At 64.9% G+C, this 22,191-nt stretch carries 18 protein-coding genes; 5 read left to right on the top strand and 13 right to left on the bottom strand.

Translation table 11 applies throughout. The annotated features are described in order from the left end of the window. Positions 1 to 2: 2 nt before the first annotated feature. Positions 3 to 2,876 carry an Hsp70 family protein gene (locus WH265_RS16215; RefSeq protein ID WP_339558958.1) on the bottom strand — a complete coding sequence of 958 codons (2,874 nt, stop codon included), beginning with the start codon at positions 2,874 to 2,876 and terminating at the stop codon, positions 3 to 5. A gap of 467 nt (positions 2,877 to 3,343) precedes the next feature. Between WH265_RS16215 and WH265_RS16210 the strand changes: the two genes are divergently transcribed. Beyond that, positions 3,344 to 3,805: a hypothetical protein gene (locus WH265_RS16210; RefSeq protein WP_339558957.1), complete on the top strand. Its 462-nt coding sequence runs from the start codon at positions 3,344 to 3,346 to the stop codon at positions 3,803 to 3,805. 443 nt (positions 3,806 to 4,248) lie between these two features. Here the strand turns inward: WH265_RS16210 and WH265_RS16205 are convergent, their stop codons facing one another. Continuing rightward, a complete protein-coding gene (locus WH265_RS16205) occupies positions 4,249 to 4,458 on the bottom strand; it encodes a DUF4287 domain-containing protein (protein WP_116924526.1) in 210 nt (69 codons plus the stop codon). Between the two features lie 285 nt (positions 4,459 to 4,743). Between WH265_RS16205 and WH265_RS16200 the strand changes: the two genes are divergently transcribed. Beyond that, positions 4,744 to 5,052, top strand: coding sequence for a hypothetical protein (locus WH265_RS16200; protein ID WP_339558956.1), 309 nt, complete (start codon positions 4,744 to 4,746; stop codon positions 5,050 to 5,052). A gap of 137 nt (positions 5,053 to 5,189) precedes the next feature. Here WH265_RS16200 and WH265_RS16195 read toward each other — a convergent pair whose 3' ends face one another. The 11 genes from WH265_RS16195 to WH265_RS16145 form a co-directional block, all read right to left on the bottom strand. Beyond that, positions 5,190 to 5,681, bottom strand: a complete 492-nt coding sequence (locus WH265_RS16195) for a hypothetical protein (protein WP_339558955.1) — start codon at positions 5,679 to 5,681, stop codon at positions 5,190 to 5,192. Positions 5,682 to 5,771: 90 nt separating this feature from the next. Then, positions 5,772 to 6,356: a TetR/AcrR family transcriptional regulator gene (locus WH265_RS16190; RefSeq protein WP_021028015.1), complete on the bottom strand. Its 585-nt coding sequence runs from the start codon at positions 6,354 to 6,356 to the stop codon at positions 5,772 to 5,774. A gap of 107 nt (positions 6,357 to 6,463) precedes the next feature. Further along, positions 6,464 to 7,240 (bottom strand): hypothetical protein, encoded by a 777-nt coding sequence (locus WH265_RS16185; protein ID WP_339558954.1) that lies wholly within the window; start codon positions 7,238 to 7,240, stop codon positions 6,464 to 6,466. 295 nt (positions 7,241 to 7,535) lie between these two features. Further along, the gene (locus tag WH265_RS16180; protein WP_339558953.1) at positions 7,536 to 8,414 is read right to left on the bottom strand and encodes an alpha/beta hydrolase; all 879 of its coding nucleotides are present in this window, start codon (positions 8,412 to 8,414) and stop codon (positions 7,536 to 7,538) included. A gap of 990 nt (positions 8,415 to 9,404) precedes the next feature. Further along, positions 9,405 to 10,292, bottom strand: a complete 888-nt coding sequence (locus WH265_RS16175; protein ID WP_339558952.1) for an NAD(P)H-binding protein — start codon at positions 10,290 to 10,292, stop codon at positions 9,405 to 9,407. After that, the gene (locus WH265_RS16170) at positions 10,289 to 11,389 is read right to left on the bottom strand and encodes an ABC transporter substrate-binding protein (RefSeq protein WP_339558951.1); all 1,101 of its coding nucleotides are present in this window, start codon (positions 11,387 to 11,389) and stop codon (positions 10,289 to 10,291) included. The genes WH265_RS16175 and WH265_RS16170 overlap by 4 nt, the downstream gene beginning before the upstream one ends. A 21-nt stretch (positions 11,390 to 11,410) precedes the next feature. Continuing rightward, the gene (locus tag WH265_RS16165) at positions 11,411 to 13,033 is read right to left on the bottom strand and encodes an ABC transporter substrate-binding protein (protein ID WP_339558950.1); all 1,623 of its coding nucleotides are present in this window, start codon (positions 13,031 to 13,033) and stop codon (positions 11,411 to 11,413) included. A 34-nt stretch (positions 13,034 to 13,067) separates the two neighbouring features. Next, the gene (locus WH265_RS16160; protein WP_339558949.1) at positions 13,068 to 14,297 is read right to left on the bottom strand and encodes an acyl-CoA dehydrogenase family protein; all 1,230 of its coding nucleotides are present in this window, start codon (positions 14,295 to 14,297) and stop codon (positions 13,068 to 13,070) included. Then, entirely contained in the window at positions 14,294 to 15,847 is a 1,554-nt protein-coding gene (locus WH265_RS16155) for an amidase (protein WP_339558948.1), read from the bottom strand. The genes WH265_RS16160 and WH265_RS16155 overlap by 4 nt, the downstream gene beginning before the upstream one ends. After that, positions 15,844 to 17,433 carry an ABC transporter substrate-binding protein gene (locus WH265_RS16150; protein ID WP_339558947.1) on the bottom strand — a complete coding sequence of 530 codons (1,590 nt, stop codon included), beginning with the start codon at positions 17,431 to 17,433 and terminating at the stop codon, positions 15,844 to 15,846. The genes WH265_RS16155 and WH265_RS16150 overlap by 4 nt, the downstream gene beginning before the upstream one ends. Positions 17,434 to 17,555: 122 nt before the next feature. After that, positions 17,556 to 18,740, bottom strand: coding sequence for an LLM class flavin-dependent oxidoreductase (locus WH265_RS16145; RefSeq protein WP_339558946.1), 1,185 nt, complete (start codon positions 18,738 to 18,740; stop codon positions 17,556 to 17,558). A gap of 436 nt (positions 18,741 to 19,176) precedes the next feature. Between WH265_RS16145 and WH265_RS16140 the strand changes: the two genes are divergently transcribed. The 3 genes from WH265_RS16140 to WH265_RS16130 are packed head-to-tail and all read left to right on the top strand — an operon-like array spanning position 19,177 to position 22,184. Beyond that, complete coding sequence (locus WH265_RS16140) at positions 19,177 to 20,163, top strand: ABC transporter permease (protein WP_021028785.1); 987 nt, start codon at positions 19,177 to 19,179, stop codon at positions 20,161 to 20,163. Next, positions 20,163 to 21,188: an ABC transporter permease gene (locus WH265_RS16135; RefSeq protein WP_339558945.1), complete on the top strand. Its 1,026-nt coding sequence runs from the start codon at positions 20,163 to 20,165 to the stop codon at positions 21,186 to 21,188. The genes WH265_RS16140 and WH265_RS16135 overlap by 1 nt, the downstream gene beginning before the upstream one ends. After that, entirely contained in the window at positions 21,189 to 22,184 is a 996-nt protein-coding gene (locus WH265_RS16130) for an ABC transporter ATP-binding protein (protein WP_339558944.1), read from the top strand. The last annotated feature ends 7 nt before the right edge of the window (positions 22,185 to 22,191 follow it).

The raw sequence follows: 22,191 nt of genomic DNA, 5'->3' as shown, positions 1-22,191 counted from the left end.
GCCTACAGCAGCACCAACCCCGGCGGCAGGCTGTCGCCCAGGCTGCGCTGCTGGTCTTCGGCATCCATCTCCACCACCTGGCTGACCATCGCGATCCAGCGCGCGGGCGCGCCGCTGCTGCGCATCTTGTCCAGCACGTCCGTGCGCAGCGCATCGGGCAGGTCGCGGGCGCGGTCGCCGGTCATGCGGGCCATCTGCAGCGCCGCAAACATGGCGGTCTCGTTGCGGCGCCAGTCCTGCGCCAGGGTGGCCTGTACAAATTCCTGGGCAGCGGCAGGCGGCATCACCAAGTGTGCATTGGCGGCCATTGGCTGGCGGGCGGCCAGGCGGCCGATGGCCCACCAGGTCTGCACGGTTTCGCCCTCGCGCTTCAAGCGCTGCAGCATCCACTGGCCCATCTCCTGGCGGTACTGCCAGGGGACGGCCTCCATCGCGGCAAACAGGCGCAGCATGTCGTCATAGCTGCCATGGCTGCTTTTGCCGCCACTGCCATCGGCGCGCTTGCGGGCGGTTTGCTGCACGGCCTTTTGCATGTGGCCGGCCACATCTTCGAGCAGCTCCATCTGCTGCGCTTCATTCAGCCCGGCAGCCACGCGGCGCCAGAACACCCACCACTCGGTCCAGTTGCCCGGATCCTTGCCATGGCCCAGGCCTTGCGGGTACAGCGCCCAGACCTGCTCCACGCGCCAGGCATCGAGCTGCGCGCCCAGGCCCGGGCGCAGGCACCAGCCGGCCAGGTTCAGCCAGGCGCGCTCATGCTCGGGCGTACGGCGGCGGCGCTTGGCACGCGCCAGCAGCGCATCAAACATGGCCCGCAGCAGCGCCAGATCCCAGCTCGTGCGCGGGCCCAGCAGCCGCTCGAGCACCTGGCGCAGTTGGCGCACTTCCTTGGCGTCCACCGCCTGCGCCTGGTTGCCAAAAATGCGGTCGATCTGCGCAATCGCCTGCTCCCGGCGCGCACTGGCCCGTGCATCGTCGGCACTGTCATTGGTGGGCGCGCTGTCATCCGTTGCCTGCACGACGCCGCGCAGGCTGAGCGGCAGCAGCCAGGATTGGCGGGGGTCATCGACCGCCAGGCAGCGCACCTCCAAGGTGCCTACTTCGGTCATGCTGGCTTGCAGCTGCACCTCGATCTGGCTCTTGTGCTGGCCTTCGGGCACGGGCAGCACGGTGGCGAGCGGCGGTAGCTCTACCCAACCTTCCCCCTGCAGCGGCGCCAGTTGCCCGGCCTGGGCCGGCTGGCTGGGCAGGCTATTGGCCAGCAGGTCAAAGCGCACCGCCTGCCCAAGCTTGAGCGCAAAGCGCCGGCCCGATAGAACGATTCGCACCCCTTCCTGCGTGCCGCGTGGCAGCAGGCACAGACCCTGGGGCGCTGCGCCTTGGGCACCGGGCAGCAGCAGCCAGTAGCTGCGGGCCGATCCGCCGCCAATCTGCGGCAACCGGCTGCGCAGGCTGGCCGCAGGCGGCGCTGCTGCATCGGTCGCTGCCGGTAGCGCTGCGGCGGGCTCAGGCTCAGGCGCAAAACGGGTCAGGCCATAGGCGGCTGCGCCCCGGGCCACGGCCCAGTCGGGGTGCGGGTTGTGCAGCACGCGCACCGGCGCGCCGCGCCAGGCCGACAGCTGCTGCGTCAGCCGCTCCACCACCGCATGCGCATGGAACACGCCGCCATTGAGCAGCACGGTATCGGGCAGCGCCTGCGCCGCGCCGCTGCCCGCATGCTGCGCCAAGAACTGCGCGAGGTGCCGCGAAATGGCCGCATCGGCCGGGTAGGGCAGGCCAAAGCCGCGCAAGGCACCCTGGCGTTTGCCGGGCACCGCGCTGCGCTCGGCCAGCGGTAGAAACCCTTCAACCACCCATTGCTGCACCTGGGTGCGGCTCAGTTGGGCGGTCTTGCTTTGGGCCAGCAGGCGGCTGCCGCTACCCAGCAGGGTCACTGCGACCTGCTCGGGTGCACCGGCTGCCAGCAACTGCTCTTTGGCGATGCGGCAGCGCTGCACCAGCTGCGCAAAACGGGCAGCGGGCAGCCGTTGGCCCTCGGGCGCAAACTGGGGTTCGAGCTGATGCGCCAGGGCCAGGTCCATGTTGTCGCCGCCCAGCATCAGGTGCTCGCCCACGGCCGTACGCGTCAGGCTGGGCAGGCCGCCATCGGCAGCGGGCTCGACCTGGATCAAGGTCAGGTCGGTCGTGCCACCGCCTACATCGACCACCAGCACCAACCGGCTGCCCGCCAGCCGTGCGGCCAGCTGCTCACCCTGCAGCACCAGCCAGTCATGGAAAGCGGCCTTGGGCTCTTCGAGCAAATGCACCTGGGGCAGGCCCGCGAGTTGAGCGGCCTCCAATGTCAATGCCCGCGCGCCCTCGTCAAACGAGGCGGGCACCGTCAGCACGACGATCTGGGCGCTCAGAGGCGCCTGCGGGTGGGCCTGCTCCCAGGCCGCCTTGACATGGGCCAGGTAGGAGGCCGATGCCGCCAGCGGCGATATCTTGGCGACCTCGTCACCCGCGCCCCAGGGCAGGATGGCCGCGCTGCGGTCCACCCCTGGGTGCGACAGCCAGCTTTTGGCGCTGGCCACCAGGCGGCTGGGCACCGCCGTGCCCAAATCACGGGCCCAGCGGCCGACCACCGCCGGCGCTGCATCGCTCGCGCCTTGCGGCGGCCAGGGCTGCTGCCAGGCATCACCCAGCTCGCCCGCTGCGGCCTGGTAGCGCACCGAGGGCAATAGCGTTTGGGCCTGTATCTCTCCGGCACTGCTGCGCTGGGGAATGGCCAGCAGCGCAATCTCGTCCCCCTCCCCCGTCAGTGGTGCATAGGCCACCACCGTGTGGCTGGTGCCCAGATCGATACCAATGACATAGGAGGGAGACGAGGAATTCATAGACGGCCAAGCGAGACGGCAACACCCGGCAAAGGGCTGCCGGGTAGGCGAATCGTAACAATTCTTGCAAAGACCTGGGGGGCCTCTGCAGAACCCTGGCTCAGGGGATGGGCGCGGATTGGGATGTGCCGCCACGGTAGCAGCACAGGGAGAGGCGGAGATCGGTGCGGTGAACGCTGATGCCGTGGGGGCTCAATCTCCGTAGCCCTATGGGTTGCTTCTTACTGTCTCTGACCCACAACAGACATTTATCCATCAACCGCATAGCGGTCGGTCATACTCCATGAACAACTAGGCCAGCTAGCATGCCGGGTTTCATGGAATTTATACCTGTGTTTTTAAACAGAACCCCAAATACTAACCAGAGCTGCAAGCCGCTTTACAGAGAGAATCATGCCCCAAATATCCCGCACCACCCAGTTTATCCCGCAGGTTCTGTTGAACGCATTGCGTTAGGCGCACCTCTCATGAGCGCTCATCTGCCGACAAAGGAACTCTACGATTCGTTCTCGGAGTTCACAAAGCCTGCTCATTCAACAAACCATGTCCATTGTCCAGAGTGTGCCGAATATGATTCGTTGCTGGAGCACGTGAGACGCGAGGATCTATCAATCGAGCAGATCGGTACAGTGTGTTGGGGGCCTGTAGCATTCCTAGTACCCGATGCCATGGCGTACTACCTTCCACGATTAATGGAGTTGGCTTTAGTCGGGTCCTCCAACAAGGATGGCAAGCCATTCTTCACGCAATTTCTAGTTCAGATTGGCCTCCATGCACCAAGCGAACCTCAGTTCTCGCTTCTCAAACCACGGCACGTTGCTCTGGTGCATCGCTGCATTGAGGCAATTGGTAAATCGTATGGAAAAGAGATAGAAGAAGAGTGCTGGGAAGACTGGCTCGAAGAAGCTCTTGGCAAGTGGCGCGCCTAACAATTCATTCAAGTCGCTGCTTCGCGGCGCAGCTTAATTTATCGTGTTGAACGTCAGCATTGGCATTTAGCCAGTGATTGCTTCTAGCCGGATGCAGCCGTGCCCGCAACGCTTGGACTCATGCCCCTATTGGCACAATTAACGCCTGTTGGAGCTGCTCCATCCGCATATGGCTGGGACCATAGGCTCTAGCAAGCACTTTGAATGCTTTCCGCTTCTCAGTAGCCCAAGAACCGCTTATCTCCGACAACAAATCTTGCCCACTGGCGTGAACCACACGTTCAGTCACTGGTTGATTGATCGCCGCGAGCAGATCCGCGTGCGAAAGCGCACCCCATGACTCCAACTCGGCAGCGAGTGCGGCATAAGCAGGGCGCGATGCATGTGTGGTGGAAGGGTCCGTTTGTGGCCCAGATGCAGCCTGGTACACGCTTCTTGTCGTGCTACTTCTTCATGAGGAACGCCGCAACCAGGGCATTCGCGTGCCCATGACCGATCTGGTGCTGGGTCTTGAGGCAATTGACCAGCTCCATGTGCTTCAACGGACCCGCATTCTGAAGAATCTCCATCCAATGCGTTATTGGCTTGGCGTAGGTCTTTTCGATGGAAGGAAAGTACGAGGCAGGTCCTTTTACCTTGGATGTCTCGGCCATGGAGCGCTCCTTTGAAGGGTGAGGATAGTGTCCCCGTGCAATGCCTAGTTCGGCATTCTGACCGAGTTGCATGTCCCTGCCTAGATAACGAAGTTTGGCCAGTTTCTGCCGCAGGGGCGAAGAGCCGCTCCTGGCTGGCCGTAGACACGCAGAGCGTCTGTTCGGCCCACCCTCCCCGGTTAAATCTCCACCATGTGCACAGTCCGTGGGGACTGCGCTGAAAACGTTTCCGCGAGGGCCCGCGCACCAACGGGTGTTTTATCCTTGTGATGTGCACCAGGAACCATGAAGCAGCAGTTCGACACGGTGCCGACAGCAAGGCACCGTTATCAATCCATAGCCAGCTATTGGCAAGCCAGACGGGCAACGCAGCCGCCCGCCCATCCCGCATCATCCCCCTCAAGCGGCCACCGCCAGTGCGCTCAGCGCCTCCGCCAAAAGCGCTCCGTTATCCACGCCTCGCGCTCCAGCACCTGGCGCGCCGAGGCCGTCACCGCAGCCGCATACCGCGCGCATCAGCGCAAACTCGCCATGCAACTGGGCGATAAAGGGCCGATCACCGCTGCAGCCCCGCCCCAGGCGCGGCAGCGGTGATCGGCCGGCCCAACAGGCGCGATGTGATCTCGGCCACACGCAGCGCACCGGGCTGGTGAGAGAGCAGAAACAGCCGATCGATGCCAACGAGGGTCTGCCTGTCGCAAGTCAAGCAAGACAAAGAATGCGCTGCCTATTCAGCGCTGGCGTTGTGACCGCATCCACCACATTTGCCATGCGGCTCCCACCACAAAAATCGCCAGCCAAGCGAGCACCGTGCCGCGCACCAAAGGCGATTCAGGGCCTGTGGCCAGGGGATGGCTGACCGGTAGCCGCGTCAAGGTCTCACCGATGGCCGGCACCAACAGCAGAAAGAAGCTGAACGAAAACCCGAACTGCGACAGGTAGGGAGCGAGGCGTGGGAGAAGCGGCAGCTGCCGGATGAGCAATGACCCGCCCATCACCAACAGCGCCAGAATGCCCAAGGCATGGCCGGCGTTGAATCCTCCGGTGCTGGACAGGCCGAACGCCGTCAGCACGGACAGCAGCATGCCGACCAGGTACAACTGACCCGAGCGCTTGGCCGGCTCAATGGCGCGGTAGCGGACAAAGCTGTACAAGCCGGCAACGAGCGGCAGCACACTGATGGCGGTATGGAAGGCGCCAAGCGTGGAGATGGGATGAGGCATGGGGTGGTCTTTCTAAAAACAACCGACTAGTTGATTGGTTTGATGGGCAAAAAATAGAGAGCCCGACACCCTGGGTGATCGGGCCATTCTTCAAGCTGCCAGCCGATGTATCGCCGCGCGCACGATCGTCTGGAAAGCATCGGGATCACCCAAGGCGCGGGCCGTCAGCATCGCGCCATGCACGGTGGACATCAAGGCGAGCGCTTCTACCGGCGCGTTCGCTTCTGGCTTGAACTGCGCTTTGGCCTGGCCTTGCGAGATCACCGCTGCCAGCCACTGGGTCAGATCCTGGAAATAGCCACGCACTTCCGCCGCTATTTCTGGCGGGATCATCGGCGCTTCAGCAGCCAACATCGCACAGATGCACATTGTCGATGAACCGTCGCGTATGCAGCGCGCCCAGTAATCCACATAAGCGCTCAATTGGGCTTGCGGGTCATCGCCCAAATGCTGCTGCATCGCTGCCAAGCCCTCCACAGATTGCTGCCGATGGCGTTGCACGACCGTCAACACGAGATCCGCCTTGCTGGGGAAATGGTGGTGGATGCTGGCCTTTCCTATCCCGACCTTTTCAGAGAGATCCGCATAGCTGAAGCCGTTGTAGCCGCCAGCGGCCAGCAATTGCCGGGCATGTTCCGCCAATTCAGTGGCGCGGGGGGAGAGTTCAACAGTCATCGGGTGGGCAGCTAGCGCTTTCAAAGATGAGCCATTCTACTAGTTGATCGATTGGCGTCAAGCGCTCAGTTTTGTTGGGCGAACCACACTGTCGCAGCGCGTCTGCCTCAGGTAGAAGCGCGTAAAAGCCGCTCGGACAAGGCAGAGAAGCGCACGCTGGGCAGCAGAAAGCAGAGCGCCTCCGGGTCCGCATCCAGCCTCTGCAACAAAGGGCAGTCCAGGGTTTGCGTGTCCAGCAGCAAGGGCTCCACCGAGGCGACATCCACTGGCAAGTCAATTGTGGCCAAGGCCGACCTGCCAGGGGCGCCCTCCACTGTTGGCACCTCCACCACCGCAGCGTCCTGGGAGGCCAGGCGCCCGACCGCATCTGACCAGCCATGGAACATCCCGGACCAGAGAGGCGACAAAACGGCCTCCCCTGCCCTCACCGCCCTCGCCGCCAATCTTGGCGCGCTGCCATCGCCGGGCGCGATGTCGACGATGGCCTCATCGGGAGTCACGCGGAAATCGAAGCTTGCTGGCCAATGGGATGGCAAGGCATCACTGAACAAGCGCGTTCCGGCCACATGGGCGAGGCTGTCCATCACGTTGTAGACAAAGGCAACGGTGGGAACGGGCGGCGCATCAGACAGCGGCTCTGCCAGGTACAGGCGCCAGTTGCTCTGCAATGGCGAAGGCATAACGCGCCTCAAGGGCCCCATCCACCGAGGACCAAAATGGCCATGCCGATAGGTCAGCACCGTAAGAGGCGTGCGGCCTTGGTAAGACCAGAGGCGCGCGCCCGGTGGGGCAAACGGGGCGGCCAGGGCTTCGTCCACCAGCCATGTCATGTAGACCACATCGACCACATCGCTGTCCAAGGTCATGAAGGGCAGACGAGACATCAGCGCTCGCCGATAGCTGGCAAAGCGACGCGAATTGAGCAGCTTGGCCAGGCCATTGCCAAACCTGCCCTGGTAGGGGTGTGTGTAGAGGTGATGCATGGAAGCGGTAGACAGCAGCGCTGGCTGGCACCGTTGCGCGATGGTGGCTGGAGGCCGGTTCTGGCCGAAAGCGCCATATTAGCGCCAGCCGCCCGTCAGCATGCAACTCCCGCCACGATGGATCTACCTGGGGACCGGCTGCAAAGCAAACTTGTCGCCGCGACACAACCGGCCACGGCTGCTATCACTTGAGGGGTCATTGCACCCGCTTCGGATCCCCGCGTACAAAGTCCAGCACGGTCGGCAGTACCGGGGCTAGCCAATCCAGCGGCCGGGCCAGCGCGGCCACGGTCGTCACGTGGCTGAGGTGGTCAAAGATCCGCATATCCACGTTGGTACCGGCAGCCCGCAAGCGGTTTGCCAGGCCGACGGTGTTGCGCTGCGTATCAACGACCTTGTCGTTGCGTGCGGCCAGCAGCAAGCTGCGGGGGGCCTTGGCGTCGGCGTAGAAGATGGGCTGGGAATCGGCCGGGGTGTGCGGCCAGTTAAAAGCCACCTGGACCTGGGGGTCCACAATCGGCAAAAAGTCGTAGGGCCCGGCCAGCCCAATCCAGCCCGCAAGCCGATCGGGTGTCAGGCCCAAAGGCGCCAGCCAACGCGGGTCCAGCGCCAGCATCGCTGCGTTATAAGCCCCGGCCGAATGGCCCATCACCATCACCCGCTCGGGGTCGCCCCCCAGGCTGGCGGCATGCGCCAAGGTCCACTGCAGCGCCAAGGCGCAATCTGCCAGAAAGCCCTCGAACTGCACCTGGGGGCTCAGCCGGTAGTCAGCCACCACCGCGATGATGCCGTTGGCTGCCAGCGCCTCGCCGACAAACCGGTACTCGGCCCGCTCGCCACTCGTCCAGTTGCCGCCATAAAAAAACAGCACCACCGGTGCACTGCCTGGCGCCGTGCCTGTCGCTGGCTGGTACACATCCAGCAGATGACGCCGATCGGGCCCATAGGGCACGCCCGTGGGGCCGTGGTAGGTGTCATGGGCCACCAAGTGGTCGAGTACCTGGGCACCAGAACAGCCGGAAAGCAGCGCTGCGATGGCGGAACCGATACCGATAAGGCTTAGGCGGCGGGTCATGGGGGTGGAGAGTTCGGAGGAAATGGGCATGTGCGCTATACGCCGCTCACCGTCTTTTGGATTCATTCCGTTGAATGTGCGGAACTCGCTGTCAACGGCAGTTACTTCAAGCAGTCATTTCCACCAGTCTGCGTTGAAGCTAGGTTCTACGCCTCTCAGCGGGTACCGGAAACTTATGTAGGCCGAATGACTGCTTTGGGAGGGGTTGACGCGGGCCCATCTACACCCATCACAACCATTCGTGCGAAGCGCCGCGCGACGCCAAACGCCAGGCGAATTAATGGCGTGAAAACGCGAGTGCAATTGGTTTGGCCACAGCGATGACTTTGGGAACGCTAACGCTCAAAGCCGTCGCTGCGGAGCCAACAGGTCAGGCAGCACTCGCTCCCTCAGCGTAAAAGCGCCTTCCCAAAATTACACACACTCCGGCGAAGAGGAGCGGAAGCACGCAGAGGAGCGACTGCGGTATGGCTTCCGCAAGCCTTTCCATAGCGATGGCGTCCCTGTAGTCGGTACGGAAAATGAGAAATGACATCACAAAACAGTAGCCAATCAATATTGTCGGGCGTCTGTTGGGTCGTCTAATTTCGCTTAAAAAATACAAGGCTGCGAGGATGTGCAGAACCCACAAGGGATGAACCGTGGCGCCTCCAATAGCTGACCATGCGACGTACGCCGAATACACCGCAATATGGAATGCGAAAAGCACGAATGCTGCTTTGATTAAACGAGGCAATTCGCCAAGCTGTACGGTTCCCGAGATCATTGGTGCTGCCTAACTAGATTTAGAAGACATGCAACCAGCATGTCTAGATCGGCAGATACTGTATGAGCTCTCAATGCATAAGGCAAACTAGCTGTTGCCTCCTTTAGACAAACCTAAAAGTATTGGTCTCACTCTTTGGTGAGTACAAAAGATCAGTGACCCAATGGCCGTAATCCGCCGGCCTAACCTCGGACGACCCGGCCCACTGCCCGCCCACTGTGGCCTCAAACCGCCACAGCCAAAGCCCCCAGCTCCTCCGCCAAAAACCCCTCCACCGTCCGTGCCTCCCGCCCCAGCACCTGCCGCACCGTCGCAGTCACCGCAGCCGCATGCCCCGCGCGCATCAGCGCAAAAAACTCGCCATGCACCTGGGCGATAAACGGGTCAGCGGCGGCGGCAGCCACAGGCGCGGCGGCGGTAATGGGCCAGCTCAGCAGGCGCGATGCGATCTCGGCCAGTTTTTGCGGGCGCAGTGCCTGGCTGCCGGTCAGCACCCAGGGGCCGGGGGCGCCCAGCCGCTGTTGGGCAGCCTCGGGGTTCAGCAGCGCTTCGACGGCGACATCGGCAATATCGCGGGCATCGATGTAGGAGACGCCAGCGCCCAGGTGCTGGGAGCGGATCACATCGCCGCTGTGCAGGTCAGCCGCGATGCGCGACAGGCCCACCTGCATCCAGGCATTGGGGCGCAGCACGGTGTGGGGGATGCCACTGGCCTGCAGACCCTGCTCGATGCGGCCATGGGCATCGCCCGACAGCGAATGGCCAGGCGGGGCTATGGTCCAGTCCGAGCCGGAGAGTTTGACGATGTGCTGCACACCGGCTGCGCGCGCGGCCGCCACCACGCGCAGTTGCTGCTCGGCCAGTGCCGGGGTGATCGGAGAGAGCAGGAAAAGGCGCTCAATGCCGACGAGGGCTTGGCCCAAGGCGGCCGCATCCTCAAAACTGCCCTGCGCTACGTCGACGGAATCGCCCCAGAGCGCCTGCGCGGTTGCGGCCTGGCGCACCAGCACCCTGGGCCGTGCTTGCCGAGCCAGCAGGCGTGGCACCAGCAGCTGGCCCAGGCGCCCACTGGCGCCGCAGATCAGCACGCGGGGATGCTGGTTCGCACTCATGCCCGCAGCGCCTCGGGTTCGGCAGCGGTTTGCGGCGCTGCATCCTCGGCCAGCAGGCGGTTCAGCGGCCGGGCATCCACCCAGTCGGCCACCGAGAAATCGGCCGGCAAAAAGCCCCATTCCAGCAAAAAGTCCTTGAAGTAGCCGATCGCATCGACCAGCTCGGGCTCCAGGCTGATGCCCAGGTGATGGTGCAGATCGGCGCCGTTGGAGGCCAGGATGGCCTCTTCGCTGGTGGCGATCTCGCGGGCCACAAAGCGCAGCGTCTCGTCCGGGTGGGCCTGGGCCCAGCGGCCGGCGCGCTGCACCACGCGCAGCAGCGCCAGCACCAGATCCGGGCGCTGCTCGGCCAGGGCGGCATCCACCGTCAGGGTGCGCGGCGTGCCATTGTTGATGCGCACGCGCGGGTCGGGGTGGCGGCCAAATTCGCTCACCAGCTGCGCGCCGATCAGGTTGGCCACCAAGAGGCCCTCGGCGCCTTTGACAAAGATCGCATCGACCTCGCCGCGCACGAGGGCCTCGGCCTCGCGGAAATACGGGTGGCGGCGGCGCAAGCCAAACAGGCTGGGGGTGCCGTGCTGCTGGATCACCGACTCCTCGATCACCAGATCGACCAGCTGCACATCGCTGTGCTGCAGGCCCACCAAGGACAGGCCCGAGACCAAGCCCTTGAGGGCAGTCGCGCGGTGGAAGTCGATCAGGTCATTGACGCGCTGGGGCACGCCAAAGCGCTTGCCCGCCAGGTCCTCGGGCTTGTCAATGCCCCGGCCCGGCAGGGTCACCAGCGCCTGGAACTCGTCCGTCCAGGTGATCGCGACCAGGCGCGTATCGCTGCCTTTGGCCCGCGCCCAGATCGGCGGAATATTGCCGCCCTGGCGGAAGGACCAGGGCAGGCTGTGGTCGAAATGGCTCTCGCGCACACTGCGGTCCTTGGAGTCAAAGATGGACTCGACCCCAATGCCCAGCGCCGCAAAGGCCTGCTGCAGCCAGCCTTGCTGCGCGGCAATGCCCAGTGGGGATGGAACAGGGCAGCGGGTGTACCAGAGCGAGCTGGGTTGTTGACCTGGTACGTTCGGTGTTTCGGAAGGGCTTGTCATCGGTTTCTCCTAGGCAAAGGATCAGGACGCGGCCAGCCAGACGCCGGCCAGGTTGCCGGCCACGCCGTCCGCACCCACGGTGTGGTTGCGCACGCGCTTGTCGGCAATGGTGTAGATGTCGGGGGCGACCAGGGTGATGTCGGGCAGGTCGGTGGCGATGTGCTTCTGGAACTCGGCCACCTCGCGGATGCGCTGGGCCTCGTTCATCTCGACGGCGGCAGACTCCAGCAGGCGGTCCACCTCAGGGCTGGCATAGTGCGAGCCGTTGGAGAACGGCAGCCCGCGCTGAAAGCTCTTGGACCAGTAGAGGCGCTGGATGCCCACCGTCGGGTCAAAGGTGTTGCTCATCGCGCTCACATGCAGGTCAAAGGCCCGGTCGGTGTAGATGCGCTTGATGTAGGTGGCAAAGTCCTGGCTGTTGATCTGCACATCGATGCCGATGCGGCCCAAGGCCTGTTTGAGGAAGTCACCGGTGCGCTGGCCGCCCTCGTTGGGGATGGGGGTCAGGTTCAACCGCGCGCGCCACTGGCCGCCGGCCTTGCCGCGCGTCAGGCCGGCCTCATCCAGCAGCTTCTCGGCGCGCTTCAAGTCATAGGACAGCACCGGCAGATCGGGCACATAGAATTTTTTGAGCGCCGGGTGCACCGGCCCGGTGGTCAGCTTGCCCTGGCCGTACCAGGCGACCTTGAGCAGGTTCTCGCGCTGCAGCGCATGGGCAATGGCCTGGCGCACGCGCAGGTCCTTGAGGGGCTCGCTCTCCAGGTTGAACTCCAGCCGGTAGACGCTGTTGATGTACTCATAGCCCCGGGTTTCGAACTGCAGGCCCGGCTTGGCGCGCAGGCGCTCCACCTCGGCAAAGGGCACCGGCGAGCTGGGCGCAATCTGCACCTGGCCGCTTTCGATGGCCGCCGTGCGCGCAGCGGCATCGGGGATAAAGCGCACCACCAGCCGGTCGATATAGGGCTTGTCGCCATCCCAGTAATGGGGGTTGCGCTCGTAGATCACATGGCTGCCGCGCACCCATTCCTTGAACACAAAGGGGCCCGTGCCCACCGGCGCATTGTTGGCCGGGTTGGTATCGGCCCGCCCGCTGGCATACAGGTGCTTGGGCACGATGGGCGACTCCGAGGCCGCCAGCGCCGTGATCAGGTAGGGGATGGGGCGGCTCAGCTGCAGCACCACGGTGTGCGCGTCGGGCGCCTGCACCTCCGCCACGCCCGCAAAGGTGGCGCGGCCCCGGGGGTGGAACTCCTTGAGCAGCGCAATCGAGTGCACCACATCGGCCGAGGTGAAGGGCTTGCCGTCATGCCATTTGACGCCCTGGCGCAGCTGGAAGCGGTAGACCAGGCCATCGGGGCTGATCGACCAGGCAACGGCCAGCTGCGGCTGCGGGTTGAGGTTGAAGTCATAGGTCAGCAGCCCCTCGGTCACCTTGCCCGAGATCGTCACCGACGAGCCGGCGGTGTGGGCAATCGTCGTCAAGGTTGGCGGCTCGGGAAAGAGCAGCAGGTTCAGGGTGCCGCCTTTTTGCGGCTTGTCCTGGGCCCAGGCCAGGCTGGGGACTGCCGTGCCGATGCCGGTGGCAGCAGCGGCCAGCATAAAGTGGCGGCGCGTGGCGAGCGAGAAATCGGAATCAATAGACATGCGAGGTACCAAGGAGAGGAAACAAGGATGGCGCTCAGGCAGTGGCCTGGTGCCGCTGCAAGGCCGCGCGGCCGCTGTTGCTGCGGATCAGGCTGTTGGAGGGTGAATGGATCTGGCTGCACAGCACATTGCGCAGATGGCGCTCCAGCGGATTGCGCCGCGCCAGTCCGTGGTTGCCGGCCAGCTCCAGCGCCAGCTGCACCACGCGCAGCGCGTTGTCCACCGCCACATGCTTGGCCACGGCGACCAGGCCATCGGGTGCGGCGCCGCTGTCATAGGCGCGGGCATGGCTGTCCAGCAGCCAGTCGCTGGTCTGCAGCAGCAGCTCGATCTCGCCAAACTTTTCCTGCACGGTGGCGAGCGATGCCAGGCTGGCACCGCCCAGTGCGCTGGGGCGGCGCTGGTTCAAAAAGGCGCCCAGCCAGTCGCGCGCCGAGCGCGCCGCGCCGTCATAGACCGTGGCCACCAGGCTGAAGTACCAGGCAATGCCATGGGCCTCGCGCTGCAGGCCCAGGCTGGCCGGGCGCAGGCCTACCGCATGGTGCTCGGGCACCCAGGCGCCATCGAGCACCAGGTCCTGGCTCGCGGTGGCGCGCATGCCCAGGGGGTTCCAGGTATCGACCAGGCGCGCGCCGGCCGTGCCCCGCGGCAGCACAAAACTGCCCAGGCGCGGCTCGGGCTCATCGGTCACCGCCAGCACGCTGATCCAGGCCAGCAGCGGCCCACCGGTCACATAGACCTTGTGGCCGCTCAGCTGCCAGCCACCGGCCACCCGCTTGGCCCGCGCTGCGGGCAGGCCGCCGTGCGAGGGGGAGCCCAGCTCCGGCTCCACCTGGGCGGCGTTGAGCAAGGCGGGGCCTTGCAGGCTGGCTGCGATCAACTCGTCCGCCAGCGCTGCCGGCCACTCGCCCTGCCCCCCGCGCTGCGAGCGGGCAATGGCCGCATGGTTGCTGTAGTGCATCGCCAAAATCAAGGCCACTGCCGGGTCGCCCTGGGCAATGGCACCCACCACCGCACGCGCGCTGGCCAGGCCAGCGCCATGGCCACCGGCCTCGCGGGCAATGGTCAGCCGCAGCAAATCGGCCTGGTGCAGCAGCGCAAACTGCGGGGCCGGTGCAGCGCCGCTGGCGTCATGCGCCTCCGCCAGTGCGGCCAGCTCGCCGATCAGCGCCTGGGCGCGGGCCAGCAAGCTGGCCTCGTCCAAGGCCGGGCCCGGGCTGGGCGCTTCCCGTGGCTGCTGCAGCACTTGCAGCACGGCGCTCATGCATCCCCCTGCGCATAGCGGGGCGGCACCACATAGCCGCCCTGGGCCTGCTCCCAGGCATGGGCAAAGGCGATGGTGGTGCGGTCTTCCAGATAGGGGCCGACCACCTGGGCGCTGATCGGCAGGCCCTCGTCATCCAGCCCGACCGGGAAGCTGGTCGCAGGCAGGCCCGGCAGCACCGGCAAGCCGGCCCAGTAAAACAGTTCGCGAAAGCCGATGTGGCGCACCCCATCGGCATAGGCCACGGGAAAGCGGCGCTCCTCCTTGTGGCCCTGCTGCTGGTGCGCAAAGGCGGGCGTCGGTGCGACTGGGGTCAGCACCACGTCATAGTCCTTGAACAGCTGCTCCCACTGGTGGCTGAGCGCATGGCGGTGCTCGTTGTCCTGCAGCCAGGTGGCATGGGGCAGGCTGGGTGCGCGCAGCAACGCGGCCTCGGCGCTGCGGTCATCGGGCTCCAGCTCGGCCAGGCGCTGCTGCTGCGCCTCGGTCAACGGGGCGGCGTTAGCCACCGACGAACCCAGCAGGCTGCGGTAGGTGCGGTGCTGCTCACTCAAATCAGGGCGCTGCGCGGGTGGCAAATCGCGCCACTGCGTGGTCTTCACGCCCTGGGCCTGCAAGGCGCTGACAACGCGCGCGATCACCAGCTGCTCGGACAGGCTCGCCTCCTGGCCCGGCCAGGCATCCAGCACCAGCACCCGAAAATCCTGCAGCCGCTGCTGGCGCGGCGGCGGAAGGCTTGCCTGCCAGCCCTTGGCCTGCAGCGGATCGAGGTTGAGCAGCTGCTCCAGCGCCAGCTCCAGGTCCAGCGCGCTGCGCGCCAGCGGCCCGGCCACCGACAGATCCCGCGCGCTAAAGCGCCCTTGCGGCGCGCCGGTGCCGCGCATCGATATCAGCCCATAGCTGGTCTTGTGGCCAAACACGCCGTTGAAGTGCGCGGGGATGCGCACCGATCCTCCTATGTCCGTACCCAGCTCCAGCGCCGCAAAGCCCGCCGCCACGGCGGCGGCGCTGCCGCCCGATGAGCCACCGGGCGTACGCTGCAGATCCCAGGGGTTGTTGCTGCTGCCGTAGACCGCGTTGTAGCTTTGCAGATCGCTCAGCGCCAGCGGCACATTGCTCTTGCCGATGAGCACCGCACCGGCCGCACGCAAGGCCGCCACCGCAGGCGCATCCTGCCGGGCGATATTGCTGCGGTAGTCCGGGTTGCCCACGGTGGTGGGCAGGCCGGCCACATCAAAGTTCTCCTTCACGGTGATCGGTAGGCCCAAGAGTGGCTTGCGCTCGCCCCGCTGCAAGGCGGCATCTGCCGCCTGGGCATCGCGCCGGGCTTGCTCTATCGCCCGCACCGGGATCGCGTTCAGCTCACCATCATGGCGTTCGATGCGGGCCAGCGCCTGCTCCAGCAGCTCCACCGCGCTGACGCGGCCATCGGCCAGCGCTTGCAACTGCTCGCGGGCACTGGCAAAGGCCAGGCTGGCAGCAACGCCGGGCGCCGCTACTGCGCTCTCGCTCAGCGTGGTTTCGTTGGGAAAGTCGATGGTCGTCGTCATTTGCTAGCCTCCAGCCACAGGTCAGAAAAGTCTCCAGACGTCAGGTCAATGCTGTTGTTGAGCCCATGCACCCGCGTGCTGTGTACCCGCAGCGCAGAGGGCACGGTGGCGATCGGGTAGACCGGCAGATCACGGCCGACGATCTGCTGGATCTCGCGGAACTGCGCGGCACGCTTGGCCTCGTCGACCTCGACAGCAGCCTGGCGGAACAGGTTGTCGACCTGCGGGTTGTTGTAGTGCGAGGCATTGATCCAGATCAGCGGGTTCTTGATGCCGTCGGACCAGTAGATGCGCTGCACGCCCACCGAGGGATCAAACAAGCGGCCCAGACCGTTGAGGTTCAGGTCAAACTCACGCGCGGTGTAGGCACGCTTCAAAAAGGTGGGCAGGTCGCCGTCCAGAATGTCCACCTTGATGCCCACGCGGTTGAGCGCCGAGCGCAGGTACTCGGCCGTCTGCTTGAACTGCGCGCCGGGGATGTAGGTGAGCTTGAGCGCAAAGCGCTGGCCATTGGCCTGGCGCGGGTAGCCGGCGCTGTCGAGCAGCTGGTTGGCGCGGGCCACATCAAAGCCGTATTTGAACTCGCTGTCGTCGTAGTAGGCGCCCAGCACCTTGGGGATGGGCGAGTTCACCAGCTCGGCCTGCTTGTAGTAGACGTTGTTGACGATGAAGTTGCGGTCCACCGCATGGGCAATCGCATGGCGCACCTCGGGCTTGGCCAGCACCGGGTTCTCCACGTTGAACTCCAGGAAGGAGGCATTGTTCAGGAACGCGTCATAGCTGGCGTCGAGCTTGAGCGTCGGCTTTTGCAGCAGGCGGCCCAGGTCGGCCAGGGCCAGGTTCTGCGCCACATCGGCCTCGCCGGTTTCGATGGCGGCCGAGATCGCAGCCGGATCGCGCACAAAGCGGATCACCACCCGGTCCACATGGGGCACACCGGGGCGCCAGTAGTGGGGGTTGCGCTTGAGGATCACATGGCTGCCGCGCACCCACTGCTCAAAGATGAAGGGGCCCGTGCCCACCGGCGCATTGGAGTTCGGGCTGCCCAGCGGATCGCCATCGCCATAGCGGTGCGCCGGCACGATGGGCAGCTCGGCCGATGACAGCGACTTGAGCAAAAACGGCGCGGGCTTGGACAGCACCAGCACTGCGGTATGCGCGTCAGGCGTATCAACCCGCTCCAGGTTCTGCAAGGTGATGCGGCCGCGCGGGCCCTGCTTCTTCTGGGTCAGGAACGAGTAGCGCACATCGGCCGAGCTGAAGTCGCGCCCATCATGGAACTTCACCCCCTCGCGCAGCTTGAAGCGGTACTGCAGGCCATCGGGGCTGACCGTCCAGGACGTTGCCAGCAGCGGCTGGGGCTGGAACTTGGCGTCATAGCGCAGCAGGCCTTCGGTGATCTTGGCGCTGACATCGCGGTTGTCGGTCTTGGTGTCCAGAAAGGACACCAGCGAGGTCGGCTCTTGCGCGACGACAGACGTGACCGTGCCGCCCTTGACGGGCGTGGCTGGTGCCTGGGCGTTGGCAGCCCCAAAGCTGCTGGCAGCCAGCAGGCCCCAGGCCAGGTTTTTGTAGAGAGTTCGCATGGGCAATGGTCCAGGAGAGAAGGCGCAGACAAGGCGCGGGTAGCACGCAAAAAGCGCAAAGGAAAAACGGGAGGGGCGGAGAAAGTCTGTGGATAAAGCTGTGCGCAGCGCAGGTGCTACTGCTAGAAGCGCAGCCCTGCCTGCTTCATCAGCGGCAGAATGCGGTCGCCAAAAAATTCCAGGTCGGGCTTGAAGTCGAAGAAGCTCAGTTGCAGCCCATCGATGCCGGCGCGCTTGAGCTGCACAAACTGCTCCACCACCTGCTCGGGCGTGCCGATCACTTCGATATTGCCGCCAATGGCGCGGCGCTTGGGGGCATCGAGGGCGGTGCGGCCGCGCCAGGCATGGGCGTCGCTCTTCAAGCTGCTGAAGCCCTCGGGCGTGCGCTGGTCCTGGTGGGCCACGATGGCATCGTGATAGGCCCAGGTCTCGGCCTCGGTCTCGCGGCTGATGACCATCGGGTTGAGCAAGGTGCGCACCGTGCGGCCGGCATTGCGCGCCTCTTGCTTGACGCGGGCCGCATGGGCGGGCAGCACCTCGATGGCGCGGGCAAAGTCGGATGCGCCGGGGCTGGTGATAAAGACCAGGTCCGAATGCCGGGCCGCAAAGGCAATGCCGGCGTCCGAGCCGGTGGCATTGACCAGCGCGGGCCGGCCAAAGCGCGGCTTGGGGCTGACAAAACCGCCGCCCAGCTTCCAGGGCGAGATGCCTTCAAACGAGTAGTTCTCGTCGTACGACCACAGACGCTGCACCACCTCGATGAACTCGGAGGCCAGGTCATAGCGACGGTCATGCTCGATCTGGTCCCAGCCAAACATCTTGTGCTCCACCTCGCGGTGGCCGGTGACGATATTGATGCCCCAGCGCCCGCCCGAGATATGGTCCAGGGTGGCGCCCCACTTGGCCAGGTGCAGCGGGTGCAAAGGGCCGTAGAGCACATGGATGGTCGAGATCAGCATGATGCGGCTCGTGACCGAGGTCAGCGCCGCCGTGGTGGCGAAGGAGTCCAGCGCGTCGCCATTGAACACGCCGCCATAGCCGCCCTTGGGCAGCCACTGCGACAGCGCAAACACCAGATCGAACCCAAGGCTCTCGGCCTTCAGCACCAGGTCCTTGTTGTAGTCAAAGCGCCAGTCGGTGCTGCGCGGCAGGGTGGACGCACTCCAGCCTCCCGCCTGGATCGGCAGAAACAGGCCCAGCAAAATCGGCTGTGCAAAAGCCTGCGACAGGGGGCTGTCCGGAAATGCCAGCGGTGAGGCGAATGTCTCTCTATCAGCGAGTTTTTCCAGCGGTATTGCAGAGTTCATGGGGCGGCTAAGGTTGTCAATACAAAGGATGCTGATCCAGCCTTGAGATAACCAGCCATTCAGCATCCGCATTGGCTTGAATAATCCCATGAATCACCACCCCGCTCTTGCGCCGATTTTGCATTTGCATATTTAAAAATCAGCCATTGGCGCCGATATGCAAACAGAGCCGCAAGCGCGGTGCCTGCGACCTGCACAGCGTCCACCCACGCTTATAGCTTGCGGCCATATGCAGCAAGCCAAACAAAATATGCTGTCTCCGGTGCGAATCACCGCAAAAAACTTTGGCGAGCAGCCACCAACCGATAAAAATCAGATACCGATATTTGTTATTTAATTTACGCCTTTTGATATATGAAATGGCATGCTGCAAATACCGGCGATAACACAGGAACGCTCCTATCATGCACAGGTCACCTCCCGATGAATAATGCGCATGAATACCACCCCACGTTTATTGCGATCGCTCTGGTTCAATGCCAAATATGCCGTGCCCACAGTGCTGGGCGTCGCGATTTTGAACTTTTTGCTGCTGCAGCTCACACCCGGTGATGCGGCCGATGTGATGGCCGGCGAATCCGGTGCGGCGACGGCCGAAACCCTGGCGGCGCTGCGCACACGCTTTGGACTGGACCTGAGCGTGCTGGAGCAACTGCAGGCCTACCTGGGCAACCTGGCGCATTTCAGCCTGGGCTTCTCCCCGCGCTACAACATGCCGGTGATGGAACTGATCGGCCAGCGCCTGCCCAGCACCTTGCTGCTGATGGGCCTGGCGCTGGCGATTGCGCTGACCTTGGGCATTGCGCTGGGCACGGCCATGGCCTACTTTGCCGGCCGCCTGCCCGACCGCCTGCTGTCGGTTCTGTCGCTGCTGTTCTATTCGGTGCCGGGCTTTTGGACCGGGCTGATGCTGATCGTGCTGTTCTCGGTCAAGCTTGGCTGGCTGCCCAGTGGCGGCTCGGCCAGCATTGGCTCGCAGCTGAGCGGCCTGGCCGCCGTGCTCGACCAGCTGCGCTACATGGTGCTGCCGGCCACGTCGCTCGCACTCTTCTATGTGGCGATCTATGCCCGCCTCACCCGCGCGGCGATGCTGGAGGTGCAGTCGCAGGACTTTGTGCGCACCGCGGCGGCCAAAGGCCTTTCGCCCTGGCGCATCACGGTGCGCCATGTGCTGCGCAATGCGCTGCTGCCCGTCACCACGATGGCCGGCATGCACCTGGGCGGCATGCTCGGCGGCGCGGTCGTCGTCGAGACCGTCTACAGCTGGCCCGGCCTGGGGCGCCTGGCCTTTGAGGCCGTGCTGAGCCGCGATTTCAGCGTGCTGATGGGTGTGCTGTTTCTCTCTTCCCTGCTCGTGATCGCCGCCAATGTGCTGGTCGATCTGCTGCATGCCTGGCTGGATCCCCGAATCGAGGTGCGCTGATGTCTTTGTCTTCCTCTTCCCAGGCGCTGCCGATCCCCGCAGCCGCCGCCCACCCGCTGGCGGCCGCGCAAGCGGCGCACAGTACCACCAGCAATGCCGAGCCCGATGCCGCGCCCTGGCCCAATCTGCATGCGCCCGATGCGGTGCGCACCAGCACCAGTGCCGCCAACGCCGGTAGTGGCAGCCAGGGCTACCGCGCGCTGCGCGTGTTTCTGCGTAACCCCACGGCCATGCTGGGCTGCGGCTTTTTGCTGGCCGTGCTGCTGCTGGCGCTGACCGCCCCCTGGCTCTTTCCCGGCGATCCGCTGGACATGGTGGCCCAGCCCTTTCTCTGGCCCGGCCAGGATGGGGCCTATTTGCTCGGCACCGACTCGATGGGCCGCGATGTGGCCGCCGGCATTGCCCATGGCGCGCGCGTGTCGCTGCTGGTCGGCGTGTCGGCCACCTTGATCGGTCTGAGCCTGGGCATTGGCATTGGCGCCGTCAGCGGCTACTTTGGCGGCTGGGTCGATGACCTGCTGCAGCGCGTGGTGGTGCTGTTCCAGACGATTCCCAGCTTTATCTTGCTGGTGGTGCTGGTGGCGATTGCCCAGCCTGCGATCAGCACCATCGTCGTGGCCATTGGCCTGGTGACCTGGCCGACGGTGGCGCGCCTGGTGCGGGCCGAGTTCCGCGCGCTGCGCCACAAGGAGTTTGTGCTGGCCGCGCGTGCGCTGGGCTACTCGCACAGCCGCATCATCCTGCGTGAGATGCTGCCCAATGCGCTGCCACCCATCATCGTCACCTCGTCGGTGATGGTGGCCTCCGCCATCCTGCTGGAATCGGCGCTGTCCTTCATGGGCATGGGCGACCCGAACGTTGTCAGCTGGGGCAGCATGATCGGCATGGGCCGTGACCTGCTGCGCACCGCCTGGTACCTGACTGCGGCTCCCGGCCTGGCCATCGTGTTTGCCGTGCTGGCCTTCAACCTGATTGGGGATGGCTTGAACGACGCCCTCAACCCCCGTCTGTCGCAGGAGCGCTGAATGTCCGAAACCTCTTTGTTGGATGTGCGCGGGCTGAGCATCCGTTTTCCGCAGCTCGATCCGGTGCGTGGGCTGAGCTTCAGCGTGCAGGCGGGCGAGACCTTGGCGATTGTTGGCGAATCGGGCTCGGGCAAATCGCTCACCGCCCTCGCGCTGATGCGCCTGCTGCCGCGCGCGGCCCGCATTGCGCAGGGCGAGGTCTGGTTCAACGGCCAGAACCTGCTGGACCTGAGCGAGCCGGCGATGCGCCAGCTGCGCGGGCGCGAGATCGGCATGATCTTCCAGGAGCCGATGACCTCGCTGAACCCGGTCCACACCATCGGCTGGCAGATTGCCGAGGTGCTGCGCCAGCACGAGGGCCTGAGCGCCAAGGCCGCGCGGCTGCGCGCCATCGAGCTGCTCGATACCGTGCGCATCCCCGATCCGCAGCGCCGGGTCGATGATTTCCCGCACCAGCTCTCGGGCGGCATGCGCCAGCGCGTGATGATTGCGATGGCCATTGCCTGCCGCCCGCGCCTGCTGATCGCCGACGAGCCCACCACCGCACTCGATGTGACCATCCAGGCACAGGTGCTGGACCTGCTCGACCGGCTGCGCAAGGAGCTGTCGATGGGCCTGATCCTGATCACGCACGACCTGGGCGTGGTGTCGCAATGGGCCGACCGCGTGGTAGTGATGTATGCCGGCTGCGAGGTGGAGCAGGCCCGCCCCGGCCCGCTGTTTGACGAGCCCCTGCACCCCTACACCCAGGGCCTGCTGGCGGCATCGCCCCGACTGCAGCCCGGCGCGCACTACCTCGATGGCCCGCTGACCGAGATTCGCGGCAGCATCACCTCGGCCATCGGCCAGGCCGGCTGCGCCTTTGCGCCGCGCTGCCCGCGTGCCCAGGCCTATTGCCACAGCGTTGTGCCGCCCTTGCAAGTAGCCGGCCCCCAGCGCCTCAGCGCCTGCCCCATCACCTTGCCTGCGTCTGCACGCAGCGCCCACCTTGCCTAGGACTGCC

Origin of the sequence: Comamonas sp. MYb396 (assembly GCF_037479555.1) — a bacterium.
Taxonomy (GTDB): domain Bacteria; phylum Pseudomonadota; class Gammaproteobacteria; order Burkholderiales; family Burkholderiaceae_C; genus Comamonas.
This window is presented reverse-complemented; position numbering and strand designations above follow the sequence as displayed.

Bases quoted from the DNA above. Each gene is read 5' to 3' on its own strand.
- WH265_RS16175 (WP_339558952.1), bottom strand. From the start codon at position 10,292: ATGAGTGCGAACCAGCATCCCCGCGTGCTGATCTGCGGCGCCAGTGGG.
- WH265_RS16150 (WP_339558947.1), bottom strand. From the start codon at position 17,433: ATGCGAACTCTCTACAAAAACCTGGCCTGGGGCCTGCTGGCTGCCAGC.
- WH265_RS16200 (WP_339558956.1), top strand. From the start codon at position 4,744: ATGAAGCAGCAGTTCGACACGGTGCCGACAGCAAGGCACCGTTATCAA.
- WH265_RS16170 (WP_339558951.1), bottom strand. From the start codon at position 11,389: ATGACAAGCCCTTCCGAAACACCGAACGTACCAGGTCAACAACCCAGC.
- WH265_RS16210 (WP_339558957.1), top strand. From the start codon at position 3,344: ATGAGCGCTCATCTGCCGACAAAGGAACTCTACGATTCGTTCTCGGAG.
- WH265_RS16205 (WP_116924526.1), bottom strand. From the start codon at position 4,458: ATGGCCGAGACATCCAAGGTAAAAGGACCTGCCTCGTACTTTCCTTCC.
- WH265_RS16145 (WP_339558946.1), bottom strand. From the start codon at position 18,740: ATGAACTCTGCAATACCGCTGGAAAAACTCGCTGATAGAGAGACATTC.
- WH265_RS16195 (WP_339558955.1), bottom strand. From the start codon at position 5,681: ATGCCTCATCCCATCTCCACGCTTGGCGCCTTCCATACCGCCATCAGT.
- WH265_RS16160 (WP_339558949.1), bottom strand. From the start codon at position 14,297: ATGAGCGCCGTGCTGCAAGTGCTGCAGCAGCCACGGGAAGCGCCCAGC.
- WH265_RS16165 (WP_339558950.1), bottom strand. From the start codon at position 13,033: ATGTCTATTGATTCCGATTTCTCGCTCGCCACGCGCCGCCACTTTATG.
- WH265_RS16185 (WP_339558954.1), bottom strand. From the start codon at position 7,240: ATGTCTCGTCTGCCCTTCATGACCTTGGACAGCGATGTGGTCGATGTG.
- WH265_RS16215 (WP_339558958.1), bottom strand. From the start codon at position 2,876: ATGAATTCCTCGTCTCCCTCCTATGTCATTGGTATCGATCTGGGCACC.
- WH265_RS16180 (WP_339558953.1), bottom strand. From the start codon at position 8,414: ATGACCCGCCGCCTAAGCCTTATCGGTATCGGTTCCGCCATCGCAGCG.
- WH265_RS16155 (WP_339558948.1), bottom strand. From the start codon at position 15,847: ATGACGACGACCATCGACTTTCCCAACGAAACCACGCTGAGCGAGAGC.
- WH265_RS16140 (WP_021028785.1), top strand. From the start codon at position 19,177: ATGAATACCACCCCACGTTTATTGCGATCGCTCTGGTTCAATGCCAAA.
- WH265_RS16135 (WP_339558945.1), top strand. From the start codon at position 20,163: ATGTCTTTGTCTTCCTCTTCCCAGGCGCTGCCGATCCCCGCAGCCGCC.
- WH265_RS16190 (WP_021028015.1), bottom strand. From the start codon at position 6,356: ATGACTGTTGAACTCTCCCCCCGCGCCACTGAATTGGCGGAACATGCC.
- WH265_RS16130 (WP_339558944.1), top strand. From the start codon at position 21,189: ATGTCCGAAACCTCTTTGTTGGATGTGCGCGGGCTGAGCATCCGTTTT.